Source organism: Streptomyces sp. ISL-94 (assembly GCF_018614075.1).
Taxonomy (GTDB): Bacteria; Actinomycetota; Actinomycetes; order Streptomycetales; family Streptomycetaceae; genus Streptomyces.
Genome location: NZ_JAGGOZ010000109.1, coordinates 1 through 21,544 on the forward strand (window position 1 = coordinate 1; position 21,544 = coordinate 21,544).

Annotated in this window: 19 protein-coding genes and 1 tRNA gene; 10 read left to right on the forward strand and 10 right to left on the reverse strand. The window is 72.1% G+C overall.

Annotated elements, in window-relative coordinates; translation table 11 throughout:
• Positions 1 to 331: 331 nt before the first annotated feature.
• The 5 genes from J7E94_RS28650 to J7E94_RS28670 all read left to right on the forward strand — a co-directional run bounded on the left by J7E94_RS28650 (position 332) and on the right by J7E94_RS28670 (position 6,603).
• On the forward strand, positions 332 to 1,099 hold the full coding sequence (locus tag J7E94_RS28650) for an IclR family transcriptional regulator (protein ID WP_215019707.1): 768 nt from the start codon (positions 332 to 334) through the stop codon (positions 1,097 to 1,099).
• 327 nt (positions 1,100 to 1,426) lie between these two features.
• Positions 1,427 to 2,209 (forward strand): MIP/aquaporin family protein, encoded by a 783-nt coding sequence (locus tag J7E94_RS28655; protein ID WP_215019708.1) that lies wholly within the window; start codon positions 1,427 to 1,429, stop codon positions 2,207 to 2,209.
• A gap of 78 nt (positions 2,210 to 2,287) precedes the next feature.
• On the forward strand, positions 2,288 to 3,814 hold the full coding sequence (gene glpK / locus J7E94_RS28660; protein WP_215019709.1) for a glycerol kinase GlpK: 1,527 nt from the start codon (positions 2,288 to 2,290) through the stop codon (positions 3,812 to 3,814).
• Positions 3,815 to 3,855: 41 nt separating this feature from the next.
• Positions 3,856 to 5,463, forward strand: a complete 1,608-nt coding sequence (locus J7E94_RS28665) for a glycerol-3-phosphate dehydrogenase/oxidase (protein WP_215019710.1) — start codon at positions 3,856 to 3,858, stop codon at positions 5,461 to 5,463.
• 138 nt (positions 5,464 to 5,601) lie between these two features.
• Positions 5,602 to 6,603 (forward strand): PAC2 family protein, encoded by a 1,002-nt coding sequence (locus J7E94_RS28670; protein WP_308345495.1) that lies wholly within the window; start codon positions 5,602 to 5,604, stop codon positions 6,601 to 6,603.
• Positions 6,604 to 6,955: 352 nt separating this feature from the next.
• Here the strand turns inward: J7E94_RS28670 and mshC are convergent, their stop codons facing one another.
• The 4 genes from mshC to J7E94_RS28690 all read right to left on the reverse strand — a co-directional run bounded on the left by mshC (position 6,956) and on the right by J7E94_RS28690 (position 10,489).
• Positions 6,956 to 8,185 carry a cysteine--1-D-myo-inosityl 2-amino-2-deoxy-alpha-D-glucopyranoside ligase gene (mshC, locus tag J7E94_RS28675; protein ID WP_215019711.1) on the reverse strand — a complete coding sequence of 410 codons (1,230 nt, stop codon included), beginning with the start codon at positions 8,183 to 8,185 and terminating at the stop codon, positions 6,956 to 6,958.
• A 110-nt stretch (positions 8,186 to 8,295) separates the two neighbouring features.
• Complete coding sequence (locus tag J7E94_RS28680; protein ID WP_215019712.1) at positions 8,296 to 9,138, reverse strand: SCO1664 family protein; 843 nt, start codon at positions 9,136 to 9,138, stop codon at positions 8,296 to 8,298.
• The gene (locus J7E94_RS28685) at positions 9,102 to 9,692 is read right to left on the reverse strand and encodes a DUF3090 domain-containing protein (RefSeq protein WP_215019713.1); all 591 of its coding nucleotides are present in this window, start codon (positions 9,690 to 9,692) and stop codon (positions 9,102 to 9,104) included. The genes J7E94_RS28680 and J7E94_RS28685 overlap by 37 nt, the downstream gene beginning before the upstream one ends.
• Before the next feature lie 92 nt (positions 9,693 to 9,784).
• Positions 9,785 to 10,489 (reverse strand): histidine phosphatase family protein, encoded by a 705-nt coding sequence (locus tag J7E94_RS28690; protein WP_215019714.1) that lies wholly within the window; start codon positions 10,487 to 10,489, stop codon positions 9,785 to 9,787.
• A 62-nt stretch (positions 10,490 to 10,551) separates the two neighbouring features.
• Between J7E94_RS28690 and corA the strand changes: the two genes are divergently transcribed.
• Positions 10,552 to 11,535 (forward strand): magnesium/cobalt transporter CorA, encoded by a 984-nt coding sequence (corA, locus tag J7E94_RS28695; RefSeq protein WP_215019715.1) that lies wholly within the window; start codon positions 10,552 to 10,554, stop codon positions 11,533 to 11,535.
• Positions 11,536 to 11,709: 174 nt separating this feature from the next.
• On the opposite strand, the gene J7E94_RS28700 is transcribed toward corA, so the two are convergent.
• Together J7E94_RS28700 and J7E94_RS28705 are read right to left on the reverse strand one after the other, a co-directional pair.
• Positions 11,710 to 12,498, reverse strand: coding sequence for a ferritin-like domain-containing protein (locus J7E94_RS28700; protein WP_215019716.1), 789 nt, complete (start codon positions 12,496 to 12,498; stop codon positions 11,710 to 11,712).
• A gap of 189 nt (positions 12,499 to 12,687) precedes the next feature.
• On the reverse strand, positions 12,688 to 13,737 hold the full coding sequence (locus tag J7E94_RS28705; RefSeq protein ID WP_215019717.1) for an LLM class F420-dependent oxidoreductase: 1,050 nt from the start codon (positions 13,735 to 13,737) through the stop codon (positions 12,688 to 12,690).
• A 107-nt stretch (positions 13,738 to 13,844) separates the two neighbouring features.
• Here J7E94_RS28705 and J7E94_RS28710 point away from each other — a divergent pair, with 107 nt between their 5' ends.
• Both J7E94_RS28710 and J7E94_RS28715 read left to right on the forward strand, forming a co-directional pair.
• Positions 13,845 to 14,828, forward strand: coding sequence for an aldo/keto reductase (locus J7E94_RS28710; protein WP_215019718.1), 984 nt, complete (start codon positions 13,845 to 13,847; stop codon positions 14,826 to 14,828).
• Positions 14,829 to 14,917: 89 nt separating this feature from the next.
• Complete coding sequence (locus J7E94_RS28715) at positions 14,918 to 17,635, forward strand: helix-hairpin-helix domain-containing protein (protein WP_215019719.1); 2,718 nt, start codon at positions 14,918 to 14,920, stop codon at positions 17,633 to 17,635.
• Between the two features lie 50 nt (positions 17,636 to 17,685).
• Here the strand turns inward: J7E94_RS28715 and J7E94_RS28720 are convergent, their stop codons facing one another.
• A complete protein-coding gene (locus J7E94_RS28720) occupies positions 17,686 to 18,381 on the reverse strand; it encodes a hypothetical protein (RefSeq protein WP_215019720.1) in 696 nt (231 codons plus the stop codon).
• A gap of 47 nt (positions 18,382 to 18,428) precedes the next feature.
• Between J7E94_RS28720 and J7E94_RS28725 the strand changes: the two genes are divergently transcribed.
• The gene (locus J7E94_RS28725) at positions 18,429 to 18,617 is read left to right on the forward strand and encodes a DUF5703 family protein (RefSeq protein ID WP_215019721.1); all 189 of its coding nucleotides are present in this window, start codon (positions 18,429 to 18,431) and stop codon (positions 18,615 to 18,617) included.
• A 50-nt stretch (positions 18,618 to 18,667) separates the two neighbouring features.
• Here J7E94_RS28725 and J7E94_RS28730 read toward each other — a convergent pair whose 3' ends face one another.
• From J7E94_RS28730 to J7E94_RS28740, 3 genes are all read right to left on the reverse strand, one after another.
• Complete coding sequence (locus J7E94_RS28730) at positions 18,668 to 19,366, reverse strand: chaplin (RefSeq protein ID WP_215019722.1); 699 nt, start codon at positions 19,364 to 19,366, stop codon at positions 18,668 to 18,670.
• A 192-nt stretch (positions 19,367 to 19,558) separates the two neighbouring features.
• Positions 19,559 to 19,792, reverse strand: a complete 234-nt coding sequence (locus J7E94_RS28735) for a chaplin (RefSeq protein ID WP_215019723.1) — start codon at positions 19,790 to 19,792, stop codon at positions 19,559 to 19,561.
• Positions 19,793 to 19,928: 136 nt separating this feature from the next.
• Entirely contained in the window at positions 19,929 to 21,254 is a 1,326-nt protein-coding gene (locus J7E94_RS28740; RefSeq protein ID WP_215019724.1) for a M20/M25/M40 family metallo-hydrolase, read from the reverse strand.
• Between the two features lie 167 nt (positions 21,255 to 21,421).
• Here J7E94_RS28740 and J7E94_RS28745 point away from each other — a divergent pair.
• A tRNA-Leu gene (locus J7E94_RS28745) sits at positions 21,422 to 21,509 on the forward strand.
• The last annotated feature ends 35 nt before the right edge of the window (positions 21,510 to 21,544 follow it).

A 21,544-nucleotide genomic window follows, 5' to 3' on the forward strand; every position in this document is an offset into this window, starting at 1 on the left:
CCATCGGCGACGACCACACGGGTGGCGAGCGCCTCCCGGAGGGCATCGGCCCGGGTCTGGGTGTCAGCGGGCAGGTTCGGCAACGAGGCCATGGAGAGCTCCCTGGGATGCGACGGCTGTCGGCTTTGCACCCCTTCGGTGTCAAGGGTGCACGCGGTCAGGGTAACCGGCGGGGCCCGCCCCGGTGAGGTCGTCCCACGTGGCGGACTGCATTCTGTGCGCGGGGGTTTGCGCGGTGGTGCGCCGCTCCGCAACCTCCCAAGCATGCACAAGGTCGGCATCGACCGATAGTGTTCAGCATTGTCGAACTACGTCAGCAGGAGGCTGCGCGATGGCACGGAACATCCAGTCGCTCGAACGAGCCGCTGCGATGCTGCGGCTCCTGGCGGGCGGGGAGCGCCGGCTGGGACTGTCGGATGTGGCCTCGTCCCTGGGCCTGGCCAAGGGCACGGCGCACGGGATCCTGCGCACCTTGCAGGCCGAGGGCTTCGTGGAGCAGGACCCCGCCTCCGGCCGCTACCAGCTGGGCGCGGAGCTGCTGCGCCTGGGCAACAGCTACCTGGACGTGCACGAGCTGCGCGCCCGCGCCCTGGTCTGGACGGACGACCTGGCCCGGGCGAGCGGGGAGAGCGTGTACGTGGGGGTGCTGCACAAGAGCGGTGTGCTGATCATGCACCACGTGTTCCGGCCCGACGACAGCCGCCAAGTGCTGGAGGTGGGGGCCATGCAGCCGCTGCATTCGACGGCCCTGGGCAAGGTGCTGTCGGCGTACGACCCGGTCGCGCACACCCAGGCCGTGGAGGTGGAGCGGGAGGCGTTCACGCCCCGCACGGTCACGGACGGCGCGGGCTTCGAGGAGATCCTGGAACTGATCCGGGCGCGCGGCTGGGCCTCGGACGTGGAGGAGACCTGGGACGGCATCGCCTCGGTGGCCGCGCCCATCCACGACCGGCGCCGGATGCCCGTCGGCGCCGTGGCCGTCGCGGGGGCCGTGGAGCGGGTCTGCGGGGAGTCTAGGGAGCCGCGGGCGGCCCTGGTGGCCTCCGTACGGGATTGCGCACGGTCCGTTTCGCGCGATCTCGGCGCGGGCCGGTTCTGAGCTTGACCTGACGCCAACCAGTCCACCCAAAGGCCACTCTGTGCGCCATTGGGTGGATTTTGTCTTTTCCTGATCATCCAATGGCCGGATTTGGGCGTTCGCACCGCGTGGTAACGATCCGGTTCTTTGACCTGGCCAACCCTTGACGCGTTCTTCACTGAGGCGGAAAACTGCCGTTCATCGGTCGGCATTGTCGAACACCTACCGGCAATACGCGTTAGGGTGTGGCGAGGCCAAGGACCGGTGCAGCACTCACCGAGTGCGTGTGGACCACCGGAGGGACCCGGTGTCCACCCACCCCCTGGACGTAAGACAAAGGAGTCGCGGGTGTCCAGCTCCGACATCTTCATCGGCGAGACCATCGGTACCGCCCTGCTCACCCTGCTCGGCGGTGGCGTCTGCGCCGCAGTGACGCTCAAGAGCTCCAAGGCCAGGAACGCGGGCTGGCTCGCGATCACCTTCGGCTGGGGTTTCGCCGTCCTGATCGCCGCCTACGTGTCCGCCCCGCTCTCCGGTGCGCACCTCAACCCGGCGGTCACCGTCGGCCTCGCCATCAAGAACGGCGACTGGAGCGACGTTCCGGTCTACTTCGCCGGCCAGCTGCTCGGCGCCATGATCGGCGCGGTCCTGATGTGGGTCACGTACTACGGCCAGTTCCGCGTGCACCTGGCGGACCCGGAGCACATCCGCGACGCCAAGCTCGGCCCCGAGGACCCGCACCCGCACGACGTGGCGGGACCCGTGCTCGGCATCTTCTCGACCGGCCCCGAGATCCGCAACGTCGTCCAGAACCTGGCGACCGAGATCATCGGCACCGCCGTCCTGGTCCTGGCCATCCTGACCCAGGGCCTCCAGGACGACGGCAAGGGGCTCGGTGTCATAGGCGTCCTGATCACCTCCTTCGTGGTCGTCGGCATAGGCCTCTCGCTGGGCGGTCCGACCGGCTACGCCATCAACCCGGTGCGCGACCTCGGTCCGCGCATCGTGCACGCCCTGCTCCCGCTGCCCAACAAGGGCGGCTCCGATTGGGGATACTCCTGGATCCCGGTCGTCGGCCCGCTCGTCGGTGCCGCCGTCGCCGGTGGTCTGTACACCATCGCGTTCGCCTGATCAGCATCGGCACGATCGCAAGATCCGCACCGCCCTCCTGATTCCGCCTACTCACGAGACCTGCCAGGAGCAGCCACCATGACCAGCAGCACCGGCCCCTTCATCGCCGCGATCGACCAGGGCACCACCTCCTCCCGCTGCATCGTCTTCGACCGCGACGGCCGCATCGTCGCCGTCGACCAGAAGGAGCACGAGCAGATCTTCCCGAAGCCGGGCTGGGTCGAGCACGACGCCACCGAGATCTGGACCAACGTCCAGGAGGTCGTCGCCGGCGCCATCGCCAAGGCGGAGATCACATCCGCCGACGTCAAGGCCGTCGGCATCACCAACCAGCGCGAGACCACCCTCCTGTGGGACCGCCACACCGGCGAGCCGGTGCACAATGCGCTGGTCTGGCAGGACACCCGCACCGACGCCCTGTGCAAGGAGCTCGGCCGCAACGTCGGCCAGGACCGTTTCCGCCGCGAGACCGGCCTGCCGCTGGCGAGCTACTTCGCCGGCCCCAAGATCCGCTGGATGCTCGACAACGTCGAGGGCCTGCGCGAGCGCGCCGAGGCCGGCGACATCCTCTTCGGCACCATGGACTCGTGGGTCATCTGGAACCTCACCGGCGGCGCCCAGGGCGGCGTACACGTCACCGACGTCACCAACGCCTCGCGCACCATGCTGATGAACCTGCACACCCTGGCCTGGGACGAGAAGATCGCCGAGTCCATGGGCGTGCCGCTCAACGTCCTCCCGGAGATCAAGTCCTCCGCCGAGGTCTACGGCCACGTCAAGGACGGCGTCCTCGCCGGTGTCCCGGTCGCCTCGGCGCTGGGTGACCAGCAGGCCGCGCTGTTCGGCCAGACCTGCTTCGGCGAGGGCGAGGCGAAGTCCACGTACGGCACCGGAACGTTCATGCTGATGAACACCGGCGACAAGATCATCAACTCCTACAGCGGCCTGCTGACCACGGTCGGCTACCAGATCGGCGACCAGAAGCCGGTCTACGCGCTGGAGGGCTCCATCGCCGTCACCGGCTCACTCGTCCAGTGGATGCGCGACCAGATGGGCCTGATCAAGTCCGCGGCCGAGATCGAGACCCTGGCCTCCTCGGTCGAGGACAACGGCGGCGCCTACTTCGTGCCCGCCTTCTCCGGCCTGTTCGCCCCGTACTGGCGTTCCGACGCCCGCGGTGTGATCGCCGGCCTCACCCGGTACGTCACCAAGGCGCACATCGCCCGTGCCGTCCTGGAGGCCACCGCCTGGCAGACCCGTGAGATCACCGACGCCATGACCAAGGACTCGGGCGTCGAGCTCACGGCCCTCAAGGTCGACGGCGGCATGACCTCCAACAACCTGCTGATGCAGACGCTCTCGGACTTCCTGGACGCCCCCGTGGTGCGCCCGATGGTCGCCGAGACCACCTGCCTCGGCGCCGCCTACGCCGCCGGCCTGGCCGTCGGCTTCTGGCCTGACACCAACGCCCTGCGCGCCAACTGGCGCCGCGCGGCCGAGTGGACCCCGCGGATGCCTGCCGAGCAGCGCGACCGCGAGTACAAGAGCTGGCTCAAGGCCGTCGAGCGGTCCATGGGCTGGGTCGACGACGAAGACGCCAGCTGACCGCACTCAGCTGACGCTATCGACGAGGAGCCAAGAGAGATATGAGCAACCTGCAGAGCGTGACCGCACTGGGCACGCACCCGACCGCCGGTTCGAACGCGAGCCGCGCCGAGACCCGTGAGCAGCTGGCGAAGGCCACGTACGACCTGCTGGTCATCGGCGGTGGAATCCTGGGCACCTCCGTGGCCTGGCACGCCGCGCAGTCGGGTCTGCGGGTCGCCATGGTGGACGCCGGCGACTTCGCCGGCGCCACCTCCTCCGCCTCCTCCAAGCTCGTCCACGGCGGCCTGCGCTACCTGCAGACCGGCGCGGTCAAGCTGGTGGCCGAGAACCACCACGAGCGCCGGGTGCTGGCCAAGGACGTGGCCCCGCACCTGGTCAACCCGCTCACCTTCTACCTGCCGGTCTACAAGGGCGGACCGGTCGGTGCGGCCAAGCTGGGCGCGGGCGTCTTCGCCTACTCCGCCCTCTCGGCCTTCGGCGACGGCATGGGCAAGGTCATATCCCCGGCCCGTGCCGCCGCCGACAACCCGGGCCTGAAGACGGACAACCTCAAGGCCGTCGCGGTCTACTACGACCACCAGATGAACGACTCCCGCGTCGCCGTCATGACGGTCCGCGCGGCCGTCGAGTCGGGCGCGGTCGTCCTCAACCACGCCGAGGTCACCGGACTGCGCATGACGCGCGGCCGGGTCTCCGGCGCCGACCTCAAGGACCGTCTCGACGGCACCGAGTTCGGGGTGGACGCGCGCGTGGTGCTCAACGCCACCGGCCCGTGGGTGGACCACCTGCGGCGCATGGAGGACAAGCACGCGATGCCGTCGATCCGCCTCTCCAAGGGCGCGCACATCGTGATGAAGCGCAAGTCGCCGTGGAAGGCCGCCATGGCCACCCCGATCGACAAGTACCGCATCACCTTCGCCCTCCCCTGGGAGGACCAGCTGCTGCTCGGCACCACCGACGAGGTGTACGAGGGCGACCCGGCGGACGTGCGCGCCACCGAGGCCGACATCCAGCAGATCCTGGACGAGGCGGCCTTCTCGGTGAAGGACGCGGATCTCGACCGCTCGCTGATGACGTACGCCTTCGCGGGCCTGCGGGTGCTGCCCGGCGGCCCCGGCGGCGTGGAGAAGGCCAAGCGCGAGACGGTGGTCTCCGAGGGCGCGGGCGGCATGCTGTCGGTGGCCGGCGGCAAGTGGACCACGTACCGCCACATCGGCCGCGTGGTCATGGACAAGCTGGCCAAGCTCCCCGGGAGCCCGCTGACCGACGACATGGAGCCGGTGAAGTCCCTGGTGCGCCGGATCGCGCTGCCCGGTGTCGCCAACCCGAACGCGGTCGCGCACCGGCTGCTGGTGGACCGCGAGCCCGGCTCGCGGATGGACCCGCTGACCGCCCGCCACCTGGCCTCGCACTACGGCTCGCTCGCCTTCGACATCGCGCGCATCGCGAACGAGGACCCGGCGCTGGCCGAGCGCATCCACCCGGACGGTCCGGAGATCTGGGCGCAGGTCGCCTACGCCCGGGACAGCGAGTGGGCCGAGACGGTCGACGACGTGCTGCGCCGCCGTACGACGGTGACGGTCCGCGGTCTGGACGACGAGGCCGTACGGGCCCGCGTCGCGGAGATGCTGAGCCACAGGGGATAGCCGGGGCATAGCTCTCACGCAGGTGGGGAAGAGGGGCGGTCCCGAGGGGAACCGCCCCTCTGTCGTGGGCTGTGGCCGGTGCCTCATCAAGGCTTAGGCTGACCCACGTACGCAAGGGAACTTCGGAAGGAGACCTGGGTGATCGAGCTTGAGGGCGTGCCCGAGCTGATCGACCCGGTCATGGTGGCCGCGTTCGAGGGCTGGAACGACGCGGGTGACGCGGCCTCCGGTGCGGTCGCACACCTGGACCGGGAGTGGAAGGGCGAGGTGTTCGCGGCGCTCGACGCCGAGGACTACTACGACTTCCAGGTCAACCGGCCGACGGTGTGGCTGGACAACGGGGTACGGAAGATCATCTGGCCGACGACACGGCTGTCCGTGGTGCGGATCGGCGGCGCGAAGCCGCGCGACCTGGTGCTGGTGCGCGGGATCGAACCGTCCATGCGGTGGCGGTCGTTCTGCAACGAGATCCTCGGCTTCGCGCACGAACTGGGCGTGGAGATGGTGGTCATTCTGGGGGCGCTGCTCGGGGACACCCCGCACACGCGGCCGGTGCCGGTGAGCGGGGTCACCTCGGACGCGGACCTGGCGCGGACGATGGACCTGGAGGAGACCAAGTACGAGGGCCCGACGGGGATCGTGGGCATCCTCCAGGAGGCCTGTACGCACGCGGGTGTCCCGGCGGTGTCGCTGTGGGCGGCGGTGCCGCACTACGTGTCGCAGCCGCCGAACCCGAAGGCGACGCTGGCGCTGCTGAACCGGCTGGAGGATCTGATCGACATCCGGATCCCGCTGGGCGAACTCCCGGAGGACGCGCGGGCGTGGCAGCTGGGCGTGGACCAACTCGCCGCCGAGGACAGCGAGGTGGCGGAGTACGTCCAGACGCTGGAGGAGGCGCGGGACACGGCCGACCTGCCGGAGGCGTCGGGGGACGCCATCGCGAGGGAGTTCGAGCGGTACCTGCGCCGGCGGGATCCGGCGGCGGGGCCGGCCGCGGAGCCGGGTGATCCGTCGTACCTGCGGGACACCTCGAGCGGTCTGACGCGGCCGCCGAAGCGCAAGGACTCCACGGCGGAGGAGCCTCCGCCCGCTGCGCCGTCGCCGGAGGAGCCGGAGCCGCCGGACTCGCCGGAGCCGTAGCCCTGGCCAGGCGGGGGCGGGTCGGGTCCGGGTGCGGGTCCGGGTGCGGCGCCGCCACGCAAGCGCCCCCGGGCTGCGCCCGGGCTTCGTGGGGCTCCGCCCCACACCCCGCGCCTCAAACGCCGGCGGGGCTGGAATGGCTCCGCCTCGGCGGAAGCAGGAACGCCGGGTCGGCCGCAATTGCGGCCGACCCGGCGTTCTTGTCTGCTGGGGGCTGGGTTGCGCGGCGCGCAATCCAGCCCCGCCGGCGTTTGAGGCGCGGGGGTCCGGGGGCAGAGCCCCCGGCAACGGCGCCGCACCGTCCCGTCCCGGGGCCTGGAGGGCGGAGCCCCCAGTGGACGGTCCCCAGGGTCTACAGGGCCACGCCCAGGAGGGCGTCCACCGTTCGGGAGACCAGGCCGGGGGCCGACTCGTCGTCGCCGTCCGAGGCGTTCTGCGCGTCGACCCAGCGGTCCACCGCCGCCAGCGCGGCAGGGGCGTCCAGGTCGTTGGAGAGGGCCTCGCGGACCTCCTCGACGACGCCGTCCGCCGGCAGGCCGTCCGGGCGGGACACGGCCGCGCGCCAGCGCTCCAGGCGGGCGACCGCCTCGGCCAGGACGGCGTCCGTCCACTCCCAGTCGTCCCGGTAGTGGTGCGACAGCAGCGCCAGGCGGATCGCCGCCGGGTCGACCCCGGCCCGCCGCAGCGCGGAGACGAAGACCAGGTTGCCCTTGGACTTCGACATCTTCTCGCCGTTCAGGGCGACCATGCCCGCGTGGACGTACGCCTTGGCCATCGGGAACTCGCCCGTCAGCACCTGCGCGTGCGAGGCGCCCATCTCGTGGTGCGGGAACGCCAGGTCGGAGCCGCCGCCCTGGATGTCGAAGCCCATGCCCAGGTGGTCCAGGGCGATCGCCACGCACTCGATGTGCCAGCCGGGCCGGCCGCGGCCCAGCGAGCCGCCGTCCCAGCTCGGCTCGCCCGGACGCGCCGCCATCCACAGCATCGGGTCCAGCGGGTTCTTCTTGCCCGGCCGGTCCGGGTCGCCGCCCCGCTCCGCCGACAGCAGCCGCATCGCCTCGGCGTCGAGGTTCGAGACCTGGCCGAAGTTCGCGTCGGACTCGACCGAGAAGTAGGTGTCGCCGTCGAGCTCGTACGCCGCGCCCGCGTCCCGCAGCCGCTCGACCAGCGGCACGATGCCGGGTATGGCCTCGACGGCTCCGATGTAGTGCTGCGGCGGCAGCATCCGCAGGGCGGTCATGTCCTCGCGGAAGAGGGCCGTCTCGCGTTCGGCGAGCTCGGTCCAGTCGTGGCCGTCGCGCAGCGCCCGCTCCAGGAGCGGGTCGTCCACGTCCGTGACGTTCTGGACGTAGTGGACCTGCCGCTTGGTGTCGAGCCACACGCGCTGTACGAGGTCGAACGCGTTGTAGGTCGCCGCGTGACCGATGTGGGTCGCGTCGTACGGAGTGATGCCGCAGACGTAGATTCGGGCGACGGGACCGGGGGCGAGGGTGATCGTCCCCTGGGTCGCGGTGTCGTGGATCTGGAGGTCGCGGCCCTTGCCAGGAAGGGCGGGGACCTCAGAAGCGGGCCAGGCATGCATGTCTCGAGCCTAACCGGACGGATGTTCCGGAAACGAACCGGACCTGCACTGTTGTCTTGATCGGCACTCTTGCGGTCTGGCCGGATCTATGCGTGTCGCGCGTGGCCGGTTCAGACCGGCGGCCACGGGATCGCCGGCCACTGCCCGGACGGCTGCGGGTGGATACCGGTGCGCAGCAGCTGCGCCACCCGGTCCCGTACGGCGGCCAGCTCGACCGCCGTGATCAGTTCGGCCAGGCGGGTGGCGAGCGGGGCGCCCTCGGCCAGCCCGTCGCTCAGGGAGTCCAGCACCTCGCGCGCCTCCCCGGTCAGCGGCTCCCCCGCCCACCCCCACAGGAGGGTGCGCAGTTTGTCCTCGGCGTGGAAGGTCACACCGTGGTCGATGGCGTAGAGGCGGCCGTCGGCCGCGGGCAGCAGGTGGCCGCCCTTGCGGTCACCGTTGTTGATCACGGCGTCGAGGACGGCCAGCCGCCGCAGCCGCGGGTCGTCGGCGTGCACGAGCAGGGCGGTGCGGCCCTCACCGACCTCGGCGAAGGCGACGGGCTTCCAGCCCTCCCCGGCGTCCTCGCCCTCGATGAGCGCGAGGAGCTGCGCACCGGCCGTCTCGGCCTCCGGGGTCTCGATCCACCGCTGGACCATGCCCTCGCCGTACGGCCCGTCGCGCAGCACGGTCGTGGGCACCAAGCCCCAGCCGGTGGCTTCGGAGACGAGGTAGGAGGCGACCTCGCGCTGGGCCAGGTTCCCGTCGGGGAAGTCCCACAGCGGGCGCTCGCCCTTCACCGGCTTGTACACGCAGTCGGCGCTCACACCCTCGTAGGCGACCGTGCACAGCAGGACGGCGTTGGACGCCTCCCGGATCCGGCCGACGACGGTCAGCTCCCCCTTGGTGAGCAGCTCCTCGTGTTCCCCCGTCCCCGTCACGCCTGGCGCCGGTAGCCGTTCTGGCGCGGGCACACGTGCCCTTCCGGGTCCAGTGGCAGACTGCACAGGGGGCACGGGGGGCGGCCTGCGTTGACCACGTCCAGGGCCCGCTTGGCGAAGGCCCGGGCCTGGGCGCCGGTCAGGCGGACCCGCAGCATCGGCGGGCCGTTCTCCTCGTCCTGGAGCAGCCGCTCCTCCGCCTCGGCGAGATCCTCGTCCGAGTCGGCTTCGAGTTCCACGAGCGCCTGCGCCTCGACGATCATGCGCTGCTCCTCGCCGTCCCAGGCCAGGGCCATGGTGCCGACGCGGAACTCCTCGTCGACCGGGACGTCCAGGGGCGCGGTGTCGGCGACCTCGGAGGGGGCGACGGCGGGGACCGGGGCGTTGCCGCCGGTGCGCCGCACGACCTCGTCCAGCAGCTCGTCCATCCGCTCGGCCAGCGCCGCGACCTGGGTCTTCTCCAGGGAGACGCTGGTGACGCGGGGGCCGGCGGAGGCCTGCAGGAAGAACGTACGGCGTCCAGGCAAGCCGACCGTGCCGGCCACGAAGCGGTCCGGGGGGTCGTAGAGGAACACCTGACGGGGCACGTCCAGTCTCCAAGTCTCGGCGGCAGGGGCAGGGCTGCACGCGGCGGGGGCTGCGCTTTTAGAAGGCCAGTCCACCCTACTGCGCCGTTCGATCACACTGCGCCCGCGCCGCCTCCCACAACGCCGTTCCCACCGTCTTCTACGGCTTTGTCCGGTGTGGCCGGGCGCGGCACGAGCGAGCCGAAGTCCCCGGTGTCGCCCAGCCGGAAGAGGAAGGGCCGGGCGGGGGTGTAGCGGATGGCGGTCACCGAGCACGGGTCGACGTGGATGCGCTGGAAGAGGTCCAGGTGCATGCCCAGGGCGTCGGCGACAAGGGACTTGATGATGTCGCCGTGCGAGCACATCAGGAACACGCCGTCGCTCCCGTGCTCCTCCTCGATCCGCGCGTTCCACTCCCGTACGGCGTCCACGGCGCGTGCCTGCATGGCGCGCATGGACTCGCCGCCGGGGAAGGCGGCTGCCGACGGGTGCTGCTGGACGATCCTCATCAGGGGTTCGTCGGCCAGTTCGGAGAGTTTGCGGCCCGACCAGTCGCCGTAGTGGCACTCGCCGATCCGCTCGTCGGCGTGCAGCTCCAGCTCCGGCCGGGCGGCCAGCAGCGGGGCGAGGGTCTCCCGGCAGCGTTGCAGCGGGCTGGTGACGGCGGCGGCGAGGGGCACCCCCGCGAGCCGTCCGGGCAGCGCGGCGGCCTGCTCGGCGCCCCGCTCGTCGAGGGTCACTCCCGGGGTCCATCCGGCGAGGAGCCCGGCGGTGTTGGCGGTGGACCGCCCGTGTCGTACGAGGATCAGCGTGGCCATGGCGCCAGCCTATGCGGTGCCGCCGACGTGCGGGCGGGGCCCGGGCAGGGAACAATGCCCGGATGATTGTGGACTGCGCGATTTATCGGGACGGCCGCCGTAGCGAGGGGCCGGAGGACTTCTCGGACGCCCTGGACGAGGCGCGGGCGGCCGGTGACGCCTTCCTCTGGATCGGGATGCACGAGCCGACGGCGAAGGAATTCGACCACGTGCGGAGCGAGTTCGGCCTGCACGCGCTGGCGGTGGAGGACGCGCTGACGGCGCACCAGCGGCCGAAGCTGGAGGTGTACGACGATTCGCTGTTCGTCGTCCTCAAGCCGGTGCAGTACGACGAGGCCACCGACACGGTGACCACGGGTGAGCTGATGGTCTTCATAGGGGACTCCTTCGTCGTCACGGTCCGGCACGGCGAGGGGGCCCCGCTGGCCGCGGTACGGCGGCGGCTGGAGCACGATCCCGACGTACTGCGGCAGGGCCCGACGGCGGTGCTGTACGCGATCTCGGACGCGGTGGTGGACCACTACATCGAGGTGGCGGCCGAGCTCCAGGCGGACCTGGAGGAGCTGGAGGCGGAGGTCTTCGCCCCGAACGCCTCGGACACCAAGAACACCGCCGCCCGGATCTACGGGTTCAAGCGGCAGGTCCTGGAGTTCCGCCGGGCGACGAGCCCGCTGCTCCAGCCGATGGACCGGCTCGCCTTCGGTGAGGTGCCCTTCGTCCACGACCACGCCCAGCCGTTCTTCCGCGACGTGGCCGACCACCTGACCAAGGCGAACGAGTACATCGAGGGCCTGGACCGGCTGCTGTCGGACGCCCTCGCCGCGCACCTGGCGCAGATGGGGGTCCGGCAGAACGACGACATGCGCAAGATCTCGGCCTGGGCGGCGATGGCGGCGGTCCCCACGATGGTGGCGGGGATCTACGGGATGAACTTCGACGACATGCCGGAGCTGAAGCAGAGCTGGGGCTACCCGGCGGTGCTGGTGGTCATGGCGGGCCTGTGCCTGGGCCTGCACCGGCTGTTCAAGCGCCGGGGCTGGCTCTGAGGACGGGCTTCTCGGGCTTCGGGCCTGGGCGCAGTCCCGGTCGCGGTCGCGGTCGCGGTCCCGGTTTCGGTCTCGGTCTCGGTCCCGGTTTCGGTCCCGGTTTCGGTCTCGGTCCCGGTCTCGGTCCCGGTCCCGGTCTCGGTCCCGGTCCCGGTCTCGGTCTCGGTCCCGTTTTCAGGCGAACTCGGGTGAGGTGACCGGTGCGCCGCCCAGCGCGTCGCGCCGCTCCGGCATGTGCAGGCCGACCATCCGGTGCCAGCCGGCGAAGCGCTCGTACGCGTACATGCCGCGGATGCCGGCGGCGAGCGCGGCCGCCTTGGGCGCGGGCCAGCGCAGCAGCCGCCCCATGTGGCCCATGACGGCGAGGCTCACGTCCCGGTAGACGGCGATCTCGACGAGCGCGCTGTCCCGCAGCACCTGCTGGATGGTGCGGCCGTGGCCCTCCCGGACGAGACGCAGCAACTCCTCGTGGCAGTAGACGAGGTGGTTGTCCTCGTCGTGGCTGATCATGCGGATGGCCTTGCCGACCTCGGGATGGTCGCCGAAGTTCTTGACCAGCATGTCCATCTGGTCTGCGGCCCGCTGCTCGGTGACGCGGCTGTGCGAGAGGTAGACGACGATGTCGCGCTCGCTCAGCGGCTCCTCGCGGCGCAGCTTCTCGTGCGCGAGACCGATGCCGCTGCGCTCCAGCAGCACCGTGTAATCGGTCTCGGGGGGGACGGGGACGGGCGGCAGGCCGCGCTTGCGCAGCAGGGCGTTGAAGATCCGCCCGTGCTTGTCCTCGTCGGCGCCGTGCCGGGTGATCTTGGGGGCGAGATCGCGCATGCCGTCCGGCACGAGGGTCGCGATGCGCGCGTTCTCCCAGCCTCCCTGGGACTCTCCGCTCGCGGCGATGGAGCAGAACAGCTGGAAGGAGTCGTCGTTGTCGACGATCTCCTGGAACAGGCTGCGGGCAGAGAGCATGCACCGAGTCAAACCCCGGGCGCGGGGGCGGGCAACCGAGGGGGCGCCCTACTCGTCCGAATGAACGAAACGCGCGGATGGACCCGGGAGCGTAACCCTGCGGGCGCACGGAGCGTTGTTGGCTGTGTCGGCCGTGGCGGGGAAGACCCCCCGAGCCCCCACCACGGCCGCAGGCTTATCCGGTCCGGGTCACGCGAGGCCCGCGCGCTCCAGGGCCTCGGTGCCGGCGCGCAGGGCGGCGATCCGCTCGTCCAGGGTGAATCCGGCCGGGGCGAGCGTGAGGGTGGTGACCCCGGCCTCCGCGTAGGCCCGCATCCCGTCCGCGATCCGCTCGACCGGGCCGAGCAGCGTGGTCGAGTCGATGAGCGAGTGCGGGATGGCGGCGGCCGCGCCGGTCTTGTCGCCCGCCAGGTACTTGTCCTGGATCTCGGCGGCTTCCTTCTCGTAGCCCATGCGCTGGGCCAGCTGGTTGTAGAAGTTCTGCTTCCGGCTGCCCATGCCGCCGACGTACAGCGCGGTGTAGGGGCGGAACATGTCCGCGAGCGCGGGCACGTCGTCGCCGAGGGCCAGCGGCACGGTCGGGCAGACGTCGAAGCCGTCCATGGTCAGCCCGGCCTTCGCGCGGCCCGCGCGGATGTGCGTGAGCGCGGTCGCCTCCAGGTGCTCGGCGGCGGGGAAGATCAGCAGGGCGCCGTCGGCGATCTCACCCGTCTGCTCCAGGTTCTTCGGCCCGATGGCGGCGATGTAGAGCGGGATGTGCTCGCGCTCCGGGTGCACGGTCAGCTTGAGGGGCTTGCCCGGGCCGCCGGGCAGCGGCAGGATCCAGTGCTCGCCCTCGTAGCTCAGCCGCTCGCGGGTCATGGCCTTGCGGACGATCTCCACGTACTCCCGGGTCCGGGCGAGCGGCTTGTCGAACTTGACGCCGTACCAGCCCTCGGAGACCTGGGGGCCGGATACGCCGAGGCCGAGCCGGAAGCGGCCCTTGGTGAGGGAGTCCAGGGTGGCTGCCGTCATGGCGGTCATCGCGGGCTGACGCGCCGGGATCTGGAGGATGGCGGAGCCGACGTCGATGCGCTCGGTCTGGGCGGCGACCCAGGCGAGCACGGTCGGGGCGTCCGAGCCGTAGGCCTCGGCGGCCCAGCAGACGTCGTAGCCGAGGCGGTCCGCCTCCTGGGCGACGGCGAGGTTGTCGGCGTCCATGCCCGCGCCCCAGTAGCCGAGATTGATGCCGAGCCGCATGTGTCGTCCCCTTACGGTGTGCCGGTTTACCGATCAGTAACGTAGGTCTGCGGGGACTGTAGCGCGCTAGGGTACGCCGCGTCAGTGCCCCAGTAGTCTCAGCGTCCATGGAGCAGAGGCATCTCGGCCGCACCGGACTGCGCGTCTCCCGGATCGGCCTCGGCACCCTGACCTGGGGCCGCGACACCGGCGAGGAAGCCGCCGCCGAGCAGGCGAAGACGTTCTGGGAGGCGGGCGGCACGCTCGTCGACACCGCCGACGCGTACGGCGGCGGGGAGGCGGAGTACCTCCTCGGGCGGCTGCTGGACGGGCTCGTGCCGCGCCGGGACCTGGTCATCGCGACCAAGTCCGGCAGCGTGCCGGATCCGGACCGGCGGTTCGACGGCTCGCGCGGGCACCTGCTGGCCGCCCTGGACGACTCGTTGGCCCGGCTGGGCACCGATTACGTCGACCTGTGGCAGGTGCACGCCTTCGACCCGGCGACCCCGCTGGAGGAGACCCTCCAGACGCTGGACCTGGCGGTGTCCAGCGGCCGGGCCCGGTACGCCGGGGTGGCGGGCTTCTGCGGCTGGCAGCTGGCCAAGGCGGCGACCTGGCAGCTCGCGGCCCCGGCGACGCGTACCCGGCTGGCCTCGACCCAGATGGAGTACTCCCTGCTGCAACGGGGCGTGGAGCGGGAGGTGCTGCCGGCCGCGCTGGACCTGGGGATCGGCCTGCTGCCCTCCTCCCCACTGGGGCGCGGGGTCCTGACCGGCAAGTACCGGGACGGCATCCCGGCGGACTCGCGCGGTGCTTCCCCGACCCTGGCCGCCCTGGTGGAGCCGTACCTCGACGAGGCGGCGGGCCGCATCGTGGACGCGGTGGCGACGGCGGCGCGGGGCCTGGCCGTGACCCCGCTCGAGGTGTCCCTGGCGTGGATCCGGGACCGGCCCGGGGTGGTCGCGCCGATCGTCGGGGCACGGACGTCGGCGCAGCTCGCGGCGGCTCTGTCGGTGGAGGCCCTTAGTCTTCCGGAGGAGATCTGCCGGGCGCTGGACGATGTCTCGGCGCCGGAGCACCGCTACCCCGATCAGGACTGGAGCACGCTGTGAGTACGGACCGCCAAGCCGAAGCCGCTGGTGCGGAGGAAGCCGGCCCCGACTCGGCCCAGGCCGGACCGAACAGCACGGAGGACACCCCCATGACCAGAGCAGCCGCCCCGGAGCCCCAGGCCCCCGCCGCAGCCGGCGACGAAGGTCCGGCGGCGCAGCCGCCCACGGGGGCCGACCCGTCCGAGCCCGGCGCCAACGCCCCGCAGCCGACCCCGGATCCGGCCTCCGCCGAAACCGAAGCCCCCGCCGCAGCCGGCGACGAAGGTCCGGCGGCGCAGCCGCCCATGGGGGCCGACCCGTCCGAGCCCGGCGCCAACGCCCCGCAGCCGACCACGGATCCGGCGTCCGCCGAAACCGAGGCCCCCGCCGCAGGCGACCACGCTGACGCGGCGGGGCCCGAAGCCTCTGCCGACGGCAGGGCCGGGGGGCCGGGGGCGGACGCCGAGGCCTCTACCGGCGGCGGAGCCGAAGAGGTGGGGGCGCAGCCGGCGGACGGGGCCGGAGGCCCGGTCCACGGCGCAGCCGAGGGCTCTGCGCCGCAACCGGCCACCACCGGTGGCGGCGAGCCGGGCGCGGAGCGCCCTGAGTCCGCCGCAGGCGACGACGCCAGGGCCTCTACGGTCGGCGAAGCCGAGGGGTCGTCAGCGCAGCCCGCGCACGGGTCCGAAGGCCCGGTAGCCGGCGGAGCCGAAGCAGCGGTGGCGCAGCCCGCCGACGCGGCCGAAGGCCCCGTAGCCGGCGGAGGCGAAGGGGCCGGGGCGCAGCCCGCGGACGCAGGGGGTCCAGGGGCGGAGCCCATGGTTTCGGGAAGGGGCGGGGTGGGGGAAAGCCCCGCAGGGCCCACCCCGGAGGCCGAACCGCAGCCCGCGCTCAGTGAGGCCGCCGCCGAACTGGCCGCGCAGAAGGTCGAGCGGGAGCGCATCGCCCGCCGCAAGGCCGAGCGGGACGCCCCCGTGGACGCCGGAGCGAAGCTCAGCGGGAAGGCCGCCGACCTGCTGGCCGCCGTACGGGCCGTGGAGAGCGGCGAGAAGCCCGACCGGTACTTCGACGAGGCCCCGGCCGCGCCGCGCAAGGCGGCCCCGACTCCCCCGCCGGTCCGCAAGCCGGCACCCGCACCGGAACCGGCCGCCGCCCCCGCCGCAGCCGCGGTCGACTCCGTCCGCGCCGTCCTGGCCCGCGGCGGCGCCCCCGAGACGCTCGCCGCCACCGCCGCGGCTGCCCTCGGCGACGGCGCCGCCGAGCAGCTCGCCGAGAACCCCTGGCGGCTGCTGGCCGTTCCCGCCGTCCGCCCGACCCAGGCCGACGGGTTCGCCCGCGCCCTCCTCGGCCCCGAGGCCGGTCCCGGCGACGAGCGCCGCACCACCGCCCTGGTGGGCTGGCTGCTGGTCCAGGCCGGGCTCAAGGGGCACACCGCGCTGGAGGCTCCGGTCCTGGAGAAGGCCCTGGCCCAGTACGGCGTGCCGGACCCCGCCGAGGCCCTGGAACACGCCATCGGCGAGGGCACGGTACTGGTCTTCCACGAGCCCCTGGGCGCCCCGGTGCCGGAGGGCGAGGAGCAGCCCGTGCAGATCCTCGTGGGCCTGGAGGGTTCCGCGATGGCCGAGGAGAGCCTGGCCGACGGCCTGGCCCGGATCGCCAACACCTTCGACAGCCCGGCCGACTGGGAGAAGGCCGCCGCACAGGGCCCCGGCGCCGAGCTGATCCGCGCGGTCGCCGCGCACGGCCTGGTCGCCCACACCGGCGGCGAGGCCGCCCGCGCCGAGCCGCTCGCCCTGCTGGCGGCAGCCCGTGAGCTGGGCCTGCGCGCCTGCCTGGCCGCTCACGCCCCTTCCGCCTCTGCCGAGGCCGTCACGGTGGCCGGGCTGCTGTCGGGGGCGGAGGGCCCCGGCCGGGACGCCGACGGGCAGTTCGCGCTGGACCTGCTCATCGTCCTCGACGCGCCCCAACTCGACGTGGAGATCGCGGCCGCACTGGTGGAGTCCGTCCCCGACGGCGCGCGCCTGGTGCTCTCCGGAGACCCCGGAGTGCTCGGTTCCGCTGGGGCCGGGCGGGTGTTCGCCGATCTGCTGGCGGCCCGCGCCTGCCCCCAGGTGGTCTCCCGCGTCCCGGACCCGGGCCCGATCGGCGAGCTGGTCTCGGGCATCGGCATCGGCGAGCTGAACCAGGTGGACGCCCCCGGCAAGGAGGTCGTCATCGTCCCGGTGCGCGACGCCGGGGAGGCCGTGCACCGCGCCGTGCAGCTGGTGGCCGAGTCGGTGCCGCGGGCCTTCGGGATCCCGGCGGACAGCGTGCAGGTGATCACCCCGGGCCACGGCGGCTCCGCGGGGACCCGGGCGCTGAACGCCGCCCTCAAGGAGCGGCTGAACCCCGGCCCGGGCCGGTTCGGCGGCTTCGACCCCGGCGACCGGGTCGTCCACGTGCCCTCGCCCGGGCGGGCGCTGCCGGCCCGGGTGGTGTCGGCCGACGCGGAGGGGCTGCACCTGGACCGCGCGGGCGCACGGGTCGTCGTACCGAAGGAGCTCGTGGAGTCCCAGGTGCGGCACGGCTGGGCGGTGACAGCGCACCAGGCCGTGGGCGTGCGCTGGCCTGCGGTGGTCGTCGTGCTGCCGGGTGACGCAGCGCAGGCCCTCTCGCGGGACTGGGTGTACACGGCGTTCGGGCGGGCCGAGCGGCACCTGTCGGTGGTGCACGGCGTGGACCAGGCGCTGCCGCAGGCGGTGGCGCAGGTGCTGCCGAAGCCGCGTACGACCCGGCTGGCGGGCCTGCTGTCGGCCCTCGCGGCGGCGGCCGGCGAACAGCCGCAGTAGCCCGGGAGCGCCCCCGCCCCGCGCGCGGCGGGACGGGGGCCGCTTCGGGATCAGGCCGGGGTCAGCCCCGGCTCCGCGGTCTCGTCCGCATCCGCATCCGCCCCCGCATCCTCGTCCTCGTCCTCGTCCTCGTCCTCGTCCTCGTCCTCGTCCTCATCGAAGACGGAGCTGACGTCGAAGCGGTGCAGCACATCCTCCGGAGCGGTGTGTTCGAAGGGCGAGCCCAGCCAGTCGCCCGGCTCGGCCACCTCCTCCAACGCCGCGATCCACAGCGTGGAATCGCCTTCCTCCAGCCCGAACTCCTTGTAACGGGAGGCGATCTCGTCGGGCTCGTACTCCCCGAAGAGCACGCCCAGCGCGCCGGCCGTGCCACCGTCGTGGACGAGTTCGGCCTCGCGGTCGTGCGCGACGACCCGTTCGGCCTGGGCGATCAGCCGCGGCGGCTCGACCACGGCGTAGTCGCGGCGGATCAGCACGCTGAAGGCAGCGGGTTCGGCGGGGCCGGTGTACGGGACACCGTCCTCGGGCGTGGGGATCTCGAAGGGGGTGACCTCGTCGTAGCGGTCGTAGAGGAGTTCGTCGTACTCCTCGGCAGCGGCAGCGAGTTCGTTGAACGCGGTGTAGACCTCGGGGTCATCGTCCCCGGTCCTGCGCTCGACCGCGGCGAGGTGGCGGTCGAGCGCGGCCTTGACCGCCTCGGCGGCGGCGCGTACCTCGGCAACAGTGGGCAGAGCGGCATCAGACATAGAGCAGACGCTATCCGTAGCAGGGCTCTGCCCGCACAATAGATGCGATGCCGGAATACGAATTTGTCGACGTGTACGTGCCTCGCGGGGTTCCCCGCAAGGAGGCGACCCGCCTGCTGACCGACCACGCCGAGTACGGGAACTGGGAGCTCGACCGCCTGTGCCTGCACCGGGACGGCAGCCGCCGCGTGCGGTTGCGACGCCGGATCATCCGTCAGGTCCGCGCGACCTGGTGAACGCAAGACGCGGGCCCCGGTCGCGGGGCCCGCGTCGTCGTGAGTGCTCGTCAGCCGGCGCTGCGGGCCCGCCGGTAGAGCACGGCGCCGCCCAGGAGCAGGCCGCCTGCGAGCGGGAGGCCTGCGGTGAGGACGTCACCGGCACCCGTGGCGGCGAGACCGACCGACTGGCCGGGGGCGCTGCCGTTCCCGCCGGTGGCGGGGCCGGGGTGCGTGACGGGGGTGACGGAGCCCGTGCCCGGGCCGGTGCCGGTGCCCGGCGTGCCGGGGTGCTGCCCGTGGCCGGGGTTCTGCGTACCGGGCGTACCCGGATTCCCGGGGGTGTGTCCGCCCGGCGTACCGGGGTTGCCGGGCTGGTGCCCGCCCGGGGTACCGGGGTTCTCCGTACCGGGGTTACCCGGATTGCCCGGGTTCCCTGGGTGTTCCGGGTGGTCGTCGCACGGCTCGTCGCCGTCATCGCCGCCGCCCGGATGTCCGGGGTGGCCCGGGGTGCCGGGCTGCCCCGGGTTGCCGGGGTGTTCCGGCGTGCCGCCGGGGCCCGAACCGTTGAAGCAGTGGTTGCCGAAGGCCGGATTGAGGCCTCCCACCACCGTCACCGTGTTCCCGCACGCGTTCACCGGCGCGTCCACGGGCGCCTGCACGGTGTTCCCGGACAGCAGTCCCGGAGAGTTCGCGGCGTGCCCCGAGGCGCCGGAGTCCGCGTGTGCGTACCCGCCGCCCAAGGCGAGGACACCCCCCGCGGCAGCCATGGTGATCAGGGTCTTCCTGGTGGCCTGTGCCGGTCGTCGCATCTGTACTCGTCCCCTGGTGTGTACGTAACGGTCGACGTACAGGTCGTCGAGGCTCCCCCGCCTGCTACGCCGAAAGTGAGGTTTCTCGCCGGAAAGCCCGGTGGCCCCGGAACGCTGGAATGCGTTCCGGGGCTCAGAGCTTCAGACGCGTCAGGCGTTGATGCAGGTGTTGCCGAAGGCCGGGTTCAGCAGGCCGACGATGTTGACCGTGTTGCCGCACACGTTGATCGGGATGTGGATCGGAACCTGGACGACGTTGCCGGACAGGACACCGGGGGAGCCGATGGCCGCACCCTGGGCAGTCGCGTCGGCGACAGCCAGACCCGCACCCGCGAGAACCAGGCCACCCGTGGCAGCCGCAGCGGCTACAACCTTCTTGATCATTGTTCCTCCTAGTAGGCAATGCGGTCCCAGCCGCGGACCGCACCACCTGTAACGAGGAGGGATCACCAGGGCTACGAGCGTATGAGCGCATTCACTCTTCTCAGTGGTTTACGCACATCTTTGCGATTCCGAGCCGTTATGCCTTGTCGATGAATCGGTCGAGGACCCGCACGCCGAACTTCAGCCCGTCCACCGGCACCCGCTCGTCCACGCCGTGGAACATCCCGGCGAAGTCCAGCTCGGGCGGCAGCTGCAGCGGAGCGAAGCCGAAGCAGCGGATGCCCAGGTCGTCGAAGGACTTGGCGTCCGTACCGCCCGAGAGCATGTACGGGACGGCCCGCGCGATCGGGTCCTCGGCCTTCAGGGCGCCCTGCATGGCATCGACCAGACGGCCGTCGAAGTCGGTCTCCAGCGCCTTGTCCCCGTGCACGTCCTCCCGCTGCACGCGCGGGCCGAGGATCCGGTCGAGGTCCGCGAAGAACTCGTCCTCGTAGCCCGGCAGGAAGCGGCCGTCCACGTGGGCGGTCGCCTGGCCGGGGATGACGTTGACCTTGTAGCCGGCGCCGAGCATGGTCGGGGCCGCCGAGTTGCGCAGGGTCGCGCCGACCATCTTGGCGATGCCGCCGAGCTTGGCGAGCGTCGCGTCCATGTTGTCCGGGTCCAGCGGGGTGCCGAGCGCGTCCGACAGCTCGTCCAGGAAGCTCCGCACGGTCTTGGTCACGCGCACCGGCCACTGGTGGCGGCCGAGCCGCCCCACGGCCTCGCACAGCTCCGTGATGGCGTTGTCGGTGTTGGTCATCGAGCCGTGGCCCGCGGTGCCCTCCACCGTGAGCCGCATCCAGTGCATGCCCTTCTGGGCGGTCTCCACCAGGTACAGCCGCAGGTTCTCGTTCACGGTGAAGGAGAAGCCGCCGACCTCGCCGATGGCCTCGGTGACGCCCTCGAAGAGCTCCGGGTGCTTGTCGACGAGGTGCCGTGCCCCGTAGACGCCGCCGGCCTCCTCGTCGGCGAGGAAGGCCAGCACGATGTCCCGAGGGGGCTTGCGCCCGCTGCGCATGCGGTCGCGTACGACGGCCAGCGTCATCGCGTCCATGTCCTTCATGTCGACGGCGCCGCGGCCCCACACGCAGCCGTCGGCGATCTCGCCCGCGAAGGGGTCGTACGTCCAGTCGGCCGCATTGGCCGGAACCACGTCGGTGTGCCCGTGGATCAGCAGCGCGGGCCGCGAGGGGTCCTCCCCCTCGATCCGCGCGACGGTCGAGGCCCGCCCCTTGTGCGACTCGAAGATCTGCGGCTCCAGGCCGACCTCGGCAAGCTTCTCGGCCACCCACTCGGCCGCCTTGCGCTCGCCGGGGCCCGAGTGGTCTCCGTAGTTGCTGGTGTCGATCCGGATGAGGTCCCGGCAGAGGTCGACGACCTCGTCCTCGCCGGAGACGGTCCTGCCCGCGCTCGACTCGCTCACGCTGCTTCCTCCCACTGATCGGTACCGAACTGCCCCCATCCTCCCGCTCCGGGCCGCTCTGCCCAAGGGCGATCCCGGTCACCGGGGGGTGCGATCGAGGACCCCGGAATGTTTGGTAATGTTTTCCACGTCGGAACGGCCCGCGAGGGACGCGAGACAGACACCTTGTCCGGGTGGCGGAATGGCAGACGCGCTAGCTTGAGGTGCTAGTGCCCTTTATCGGGCGTGGGGGTTCAAGTCCCCCCTCGGACACCAAGGTCAACCGACCAAACAGAGCCGGTCAAAGCGAC